This is a genomic window from Streptococcus pseudopneumoniae, assembly GCF_038148935.1.
Taxonomy (GTDB): Bacteria; Bacillota; Bacilli; order Lactobacillales; family Streptococcaceae; genus Streptococcus; species Streptococcus pseudopneumoniae_U.
Genome location: NZ_JBBJZX010000088.1, coordinates 1 through 7,957, shown reverse-complemented (window position 1 = coordinate 7,957; position 7,957 = coordinate 1). Strand labels below are relative to the sequence as shown.

The 7,957-nt window shown below is 37.7% G+C and carries 5 protein-coding genes; all 5 read left to right on the top strand.

Annotated features, from left to right (window positions below; all coding sequences use genetic code 11):
- Positions 1-68 precede the first annotated feature (68 nt).
- Positions 69-1,511 carry a sucrose phosphorylase gene (gtfA, locus tag WKI42_RS08640; RefSeq protein WP_173219702.1) on the top strand — a complete coding sequence of 481 codons (1,443 nt, stop codon included), beginning with the start codon at positions 69-71 and terminating at the stop codon, positions 1,509-1,511.
- A gap of 383 nt (positions 1,512-1,894) precedes the next feature.
- A complete protein-coding gene (locus WKI42_RS08635; RefSeq protein WP_173249594.1) occupies positions 1,895-3,088 on the top strand; it encodes an O-antigen ligase family protein in 1,194 nt (397 codons plus the stop codon).
- Between the two features lie 692 nt (positions 3,089-3,780).
- Positions 3,781-5,769, top strand: coding sequence for a peptide ABC transporter substrate-binding protein (locus tag WKI42_RS08630; RefSeq protein ID WP_368081701.1), 1,989 nt, complete (start codon positions 3,781-3,783; stop codon positions 5,767-5,769).
- A gap of 66 nt (positions 5,770-5,835) precedes the next feature.
- Positions 5,836-7,332: an ABC transporter permease gene (locus WKI42_RS08625; RefSeq protein ID WP_000759899.1), complete on the top strand. Its 1,497-nt coding sequence runs from the start codon at positions 5,836-5,838 to the stop codon at positions 7,330-7,332.
- On the top strand, positions 7,332-7,957 hold a 626-nt coding region (locus WKI42_RS08620), incomplete at its 3' end, for an ABC transporter permease (protein WP_368081700.1). The genes WKI42_RS08625 and WKI42_RS08620, both read left to right, overlap by 1 nt.

Sequence of the window (7,957 nt, the reverse complement as noted above, 5' to 3'; positions counted from 1 at the left end):
AACATGAATTTGATTTACGAAGCCAGGTCATATGAGACTTGGCTTCAATTAGAAAAAGGAGAGTAATGATGCCAATTCAGAATAAAACTATGTTGATTACCTATTCAGATAGTCTGGGAAATAATCTTAAAGACTTATATGAGAATTTGGAAGAGCATTTTGGAGATGCTATTGGGGGAGTTCATCTTCTACCATTTTTCCCATCAACAGGTGATCGTGGATTTGCACCAGTTGACTACGACGAAGTGGACTCAGCTTTTGGTGATTGGGAGGATGTTAAGCGTTTAGGTGAGAAATATTATCTTATGTTTGACTTTATGATTAACCATATTTCTCGTCAATCCAAGTATTATAAGGACTATCAAGAAAAACATGAAGCCAGTGAATTTAAGGATCTTTTTTTAAACTGGGATAAGTTTTGGCCAGAAAACCGTCCGACACAGGCTGATGTAGACTTAATTTACAAGCGTAAGGATCGTGCACCAAAGCAAGAGATTGTTTTTGAAGATGGTTCAGTGGAACATTTGTGGAATACCTTTGGTGAGGAGCAAATTGATCTTGATGTGACCAAAGAAGTAACGATGGAATTTATCCATAAGACGATTCAGCACTTGGCAAGTAATGGGTGTGATTTGATTCGCTTAGATGCCTTTGCTTATGCAGTGAAGAAATTGGATACTAATGATTTCTTTGTAGAACCAGATATTTGGGATTTATTGGACAAAGTTCGAGATATCGCTGCTGAGTATGGGACAGAGCTCTTACCTGAGATTCATGAACATTATTCGATTCAGTTTAAAATAGCGGATCACGATTACTATGTTTATGATTTTGCTCTTCCAATGGTGACACTTTATACTCTTTACAGTTCCAGAACAGAGCGTTTGGCTAAGTGGTTAAAGATGAGCCCAATGAAGCAATTTACGACGCTAGACACCCATGATGGGATTGGAGTGGTGGATGTCAAGGATATCCTGACTGACGAGGAAATCGACTATGCTTCAAATGAGCTCTATAAGGTTGGAGCTAATGTCAAACGTAAGTACTCTAGTGCCGAGTATAACAATTTAGATATCTACCAAATCAATTCAACTTACTATTCTGCGCTTGGAGATGATGATGTTAAGTATTTTCTCGCTCGTCTAATTCAAGCTTTTGCCCCAGGTATTCCTCAGGTTTACTATGTAGGTCTATTAGCAGGCAAGAATGATTTGAAATTATTGGAAGAAACTAAAGAAGGTCGAAATATTAATCGTCATTACTATAGCAATGAGGAAATAGCAGAAGAAGTCCAACGTCCTGTAGTGAAGGCTCTTCTCAATCTATTTTCTTTCCGTAATCGTTCAGAAGCATTTGATTTAGAAGGAACTATTGACGTTGAAACACCAACAGCTCACAGCATTGTAATCAAACGTCAAAATAAAGATAAGTCCGTAACAGCAGTAGCAGAAATTGATTTGCAAAATCAGACTTATCGGGTAATTGAGAATGGAGTTGAAGTAACATTTTGAAGCCTTGATATGGTTGATAAAATAGGGTTTTTGCTAAATTCGCAAACTAACTTCCACCGCTAATCCAAGTGGAAGTTAGTCTGATAAAAATCGTAAAAACCAGTGGAAATCCGTGTCAGGGTAACTTCCACTGGTTTTAAACATGCTTGATTTTATTGCTTTTGTAGCCAAAATGAATCGAAAAAAAGAGCGCACAAAATCCTCTTATCTGAAAGCGTTTCAGATTAAGTTCCGCTATGGTGGAAGTTAGTGTGAGACGTTACCATGATAGGGTTTTTATTTTGGAAAACGTTTCCTTTGTTTTCAAATTGCTAAAAAAGTGGTACAATATAGGATAGCTTACTATTATCTGAATCAACTGATTTGGAGAGAAAGGATTCATTTTGAAATCAATAGGCTTTATTGAAAAGCTGAGAGGGTTGTCTAGTAAAGAGCTGATTTTATTGGGAATTATCCTGAGTATCTTTTTACCCTTTTATCTTTTTGTAGTTGTATTCTGTTTATATATTATCAGTTTGATTTTTACAGGAGACATGAAAAGTATTCTTCAGAAAATGGGGGAGCATCCGATGCTGCTTCTTTTTCTTGGCTATAGTACTGTTATATCCGTTTTTGCACAAAATTGGATGGGAGTTGTGGCTTCAGTAGGAATTCTTCTATATACTGTTTTCTTTTTGCACTATCAGTCGATTTTATCACATAAATTCTTTCGCTTGATTTTGCAGCTCGTCTTGTTTGGTAGTGTATTGTCAGCTGTTTTTGCGAGTTTAGAGCATTTCCAAATTGTGAAGAAATTCAACTATGCTTTTCTTTCACCAAATATGCAGGTGTGGCATCAGAATCGTGCAGAAGTGACCTTCTTTAATCCTAATTATTATGGAATTATTTGTTGTTTCTGTATCATGATTGCCTTCTATCTGTTTACAACGACCAAGTTGAATTGGTTGAAAGTATTCTGTGTGATTGCAGGCTTTGTGAATCTCTTTGGATTGAACTTTACTCAAAATCGAACTGCTTTTCCTGCTATTATCGCTGGAGCCATTATCTATCTCTTTACGACCATTAAAAACTGGAAGGCCTTTTGGCTTAGTATTGGGGTCTTTGCGATTGGCTTGAGCTTCCTCTTTTCTAGTGATTTGGGAGTTCGGATGGGGACTTTAGACTCTTCTATGGAAGAACGCATTTCTATCTGGGATGCTGGGATGGCCTTGTTTAAGCAAAATCCTTTTTGGGGTGAGGGGCCATTGACCTACATGCACTCGTATCCTCGGATAAATGCTCCTTATCATGAACATGCTCACAGTCTTTATATTGATACGATTCTGAGTTACGGAATTGTGGGAACTATTTTATTAGTTTTGTCTTCTGTGGCTCCTGTTCGCTTGATGATGGATATGAGTCAGGAGTCGGGGAAACGCCCGATTATCGGCCTTTATCTATCTTTCCTTACAGTGGTTGCTGTGCACGGAATCTTTGACTTGGCCCTCTTCTGGATTCAGTCAGGCTTTATTTTCTTGTTAGTTATGTGCAGTATTCCATTGGAGCATCGAACCTTGGTATCGGACATGACGGATTAAGTATATAAGATTACAATCTTCTACCTTGGGTGGGAGATTTTTATATACACTGGACATGTCGTGCATCTGAGGTGTAAGTCCTCTGTAGGGCTCCACTATCGGTGAATACAATAGCTCTCCCCAAGCCTGACTATCGTGAGGTAGTGGATTAAAATGGTCTGGGGATAGATCGTTTTAAGTCTGACGCAGGAAATAAGAATTGTCAAAGGAAGGGATAGCGAAATCGTGGCACTACTAACAGGAACGTGATAGCAAGGCGTATATAGTGGATAAGGTAGCGAGAAATTTTAAAGTATAAAAGATAGTCTTAATCTATATGTGTAAATCACGAAAGTAATTGAATTCGGAATAAGGTTGGTGTGAAAAAGATATAGTAAATTGAATCTTGAATACTAGAATGATACTTCTACAATATTATTATAATTTAATTTGAATTCCAAAATCACATTGTTCAGTCCGTATTTCATTTTACTATAGGTCTTTCTAAGCTCCAAAGTTTCTGCGTCAAATTTCCTATTTTCGCTGGAGCCTTTGATACTTCGAACGACAATTTGAATCATATATTCAGAAAAAATGAAAAATTTGTGTTAATAAGCCTAAATATTCTGAAAATTCGTTTATTTTTCTTGAAACATCTTAAAATCTATGGTATAATTGATAACAACCTATACTTTATTACGAGGAGTGAAGAAATGAAAAAAAGTCAAGTGCTTGCTGTAGCAGGAGCTACCTTATTAGCGTCAGGAGTTCTAGCTGCGTGTTCAAACACTAGTTCAAATAATGCGAAACTAGCAAAAGATTACCAATATGTTTATCAAACAGATCCAGAAACTTTGGATTATATTGTCAGCAATATCGATTCAACATCATTCATCACAACAAATGCTGTAGATGGTTTGTTGGCTAATGATAAATATGGTAATCTGGTTCCTTCTATTGCTGAATCATGGACAGTTTCAAAAGATGGTTTGACGTATACCTATAAAATCCGTAAGGATGCTAAATGGGTGACAGCAGAGGGAGAAGAGTACGCTCCTGTCACTGCTAAAGACTTCGTTACTGGTTTGAAACATGCGGTAGATGGGAAATCAAAAGGACTTTCAATCGTTAGCTCTTCTATTAAGGGATTAGAAGCCTATATCAAGGGTGAAACAAGCGATTTTTCAACCGTTGGAGTAAAAGCACTTGATGACCAAACACTAGAGTATACCTTGAACCAGCCAGAAACTTTCTGGAATGACAAGACAACTAGTGGTGTTTTGATGCCAGTTAATGAAGAATTCTTAGCTTCAAAAGGGGAAGGTTTTGGTTCTCCAACAGATGCTAACTCTATTCTTTATAATGGTCCATTTGTCTTGAAGGCTGTAACTCCTAAATCATCTATCGAGATGGCTAAAAATGATGCTTACTGGGATAAAGAAAATGTAAAAATTGAGAACGTTAAGTTCACTTTCTGGGATGGTAAGGATCAAGATGTAATTGCCAAAGGTTTTTCTGATGGTCAATATAGCAAGGCTCGTATTTTCCCGACAAGTTCGACATATGAAAAATATGCAGCTGACTTCAAAGATAACATTTACTTTAATGAACCAGGTGCGGGTGTTGCAACTGTCAGCTTGAACTATGGCCGTACAACTTATAACCACACTGCCAAAACAAGTGATGCCCAAAAGACATCTACTCAAAAAGCTTTGTTAAATAAGGAGTTCCGTCAAGCCTTGAACTTTGCGGTAGATCGCAGTTCTTATTCAGCTCAAACAAATGGTACTGATGGAGCTGCAGTAGCCATCCGTAATACATTTGCACCATATAATCTTCAAGTTGGTAAGAAAACATTTGGTGAATTGGTACAAGATAGCTTGGCTAAGACAAATTCTTCTACTTGGTCAAACGTATCTCTAGCAGATTCTCAAAATGGACTTTACAATGAAGAAAAAGCTAAAGAAGTCTTTGCTAAAGCTAAATCAAGCCTACAAGCTGAAGGTGTTGAATTCCCAATCCACTTGGATGCCTTGGTTATCCAAGAATCAACAGCGGTTGTAAACCGTGTTCAATCATTGAAACAATCAATTGAAAAAGTATTGGGTTCAGATAATGTTGTTGTAGACTTGCAACAAATGACTCAAGCAGAAGCTTTACCAATTTCATTTAGTGCTCCAACAGCTAAAGAGCAAGATTGGGATATCCACACCTTGCTAGGATGGAACCCTGACTATCAAGATCCTTCTACTTTCTTAGATCAGTTTGTCATCAAGGGAGGAAACACTCGCCTTTACCTTGGTATTGACCAAAACACTGATGCATCAGTAGTAAGCAAACTTGCTTTAGCTGACTATGGAAAATTACTTGATGATGCAAACAGCGAAAACCAAGATGTTCAAAAACGTTATGAAAAATACGCGGTAGCACAAGCTTGGTTGACTGATAATGCTTTGACAATTCCAGTAATGGCTTCTCCTAAAGAAACAGCCGTTTCATATGTTTCAAAAGTTCTACCATTTAGCTCATCATATTCTGTAGCCGGCCTTAAAGGTGAAAATTCAGGATACTTGAAGTACACTGAAGTTGGTGAAAAAGCAATCACCAAAGAAGAGTATGAAAAAGCTCGTGAAAAATGGTTGAAAGAAAAAGCTGAATCAAATGAGAAAGTTCAAAAAGAATTGGCAAGTCATGTGAAGTAAATAATTTCTAATAGAACTTTCTCTCCATGAGGAGAAGGTTCTTTTGGGATTTTTAAAGGAAATAATATGAAAAAATATATTTTTATGCGTGTTTTGCGGTCATTGGTTTCGATTTTCTTAGTAACGACTTTGACCTACACGATTATCTATACCTTGGTTCCTCGAAAATTGATTTTCAAACAGGACCCTAACTATAATAAAATTGCGACAACGGCTGATAAACGTGATAACTATGAAAATACTGTGTTTGAGCGTATGGGCTACATTGAGTATTATGATACTAAGGAGTTGCAAGAAAAGGCAAGTAGCATGGATTCTTCTGTAACAGTAGAGGCAAATGCGACCAATAAAGCTATTTATGAAAAGTACATCAATCAATTAGGTCATGGTTGGACTTTGGGAGAATTTACTGAAAGTGGTCAATTCTATGCTACTCGTGAAATTCCAATTTTTGAACGTGTTTTTCACTTCTATGCTAACTTGATTGATATTGATCATACAAATAAAATTCAAGACCCTGAAAATCCAGACTTGAAACGCTACCTTCGTTTCGAAAATGATCCAGCTATCGGATGGTCATTGGTCGGTTCAGGTACTAAACATAAATATCTCTTATACTTCAACAGTCAGTTCCCATTTGTGCATCAAAATTTTGTGAATATCAATTTAGGTGACTCTTATCCAACCTATGCTAATACACCAGTTCTTCAGGTTATTACTCAAGGTCAAGGACAGACCAAAACTGCCCAAGTTCAGTTCCCAACAGGTAAGAAAACGTCTTCTGTAAATATTTACTCAAGAACCTACAAGTCACCTAGTCAGGCTGACTCTCGTGAAGTAGCTAGCTATGGGAAAGATGATCCTTATACAGCGACTGAAAGTAATTACCAATATCCATCTATGATTGTCAGCTCTGCTATTGCTGGTTTGATTGGTTTGGTGATTTCTTATGCGATTGCCGTGCCACTTGGTTCAGCCATGGCTCGTTTCAAGAACACTTGGATCGATAGCTTCTCAACAGGGGCTTTGACCTTTTTGATGGCACTTCCAACAATCGCCCTTGTTTATATTGTTCGATTGATTGGTTCCTCAATTGGTTTACCAGATTCATTCCCTATCTTGGGTGCTGGAGATTGGCGTTCTTACGTTTTACCAGCAGTTATCCTTGGTTTGTTGGGTGCTCCTGGTACAGCTATTTGGATTCGTCGTTACATGATTGACTTGCAATCTCAAGACTTTGTTCGTTTTGCTCGTGCAAAAGGTTTGTCTGAAAAAGAAATTTCAAACAAACACATCTTCAAAAATGCCATGGTTCCGCTGGTTTCAGGAATTCCTGGTGCCGTTATTGGGGTTATCGGTGGTGCAACCCTTACTGAAACAGTCTTTGCCTTCCCAGGTATGGGTAAAATGTTGATTGACTCTGTAAAAGCATCTAATAACTCTATGGTCGTTGGTCTTGTCTTCATCTTTACATGTATTTCTATCTTCTCACTTCTTTTGGGAGATATTTGGATGACCATTATTGACCCACGTATTAAATTGACTGAGAAAGGAGGCAAATAATGTCTACAATCGATAAAGAAAAATTTCAGTTTGTAAAACGTGACGATTTTGCCTCTGAAACTATTGATGCGCCAGCATATTCTTACTGGAAGTCAGTGTTTAGACAATTTATGAAGAAAAAATCAACTGTAGTCATGTTGGGAATCTTGGTAGCCATCATTTTGATGAGTTTCATCTACCCAATGTTTTCTAAGTTTGATTTCAATGATGTCAGCAAGGTAAACGACTTTAGTGCTCGTTATATCAAGCCAAATGCTGAGCATTGGTTCGGTACAGACAGTAACGGTAAATCTCTTTTTGACGGTGTCTGGTTCGGAGCTCGTAACTCTATCCTCATTTCTGTGATTGCGACAGTGATTAACTTGGTTATCGGTGTCTTTGTCGGTGGTATTTGGGGAATTTCAAAATCAGTTGACCGTGTGATGATGGAAGTTTATAATGTCATCTCAAACATCCCATCTCTTTTGATTGTCATTGTCTTGACTTACTCAATCGGAGCTGGATTCTGGAATCTAATTTTTGCTATGAGTGTGACGACATGGATTGGAATTGCCTTCATGATCCGTGTGCAAATCTTGCGTTACCGTGATTTGGAATACAACTTGGCGTCACGTACTTTGGGAAC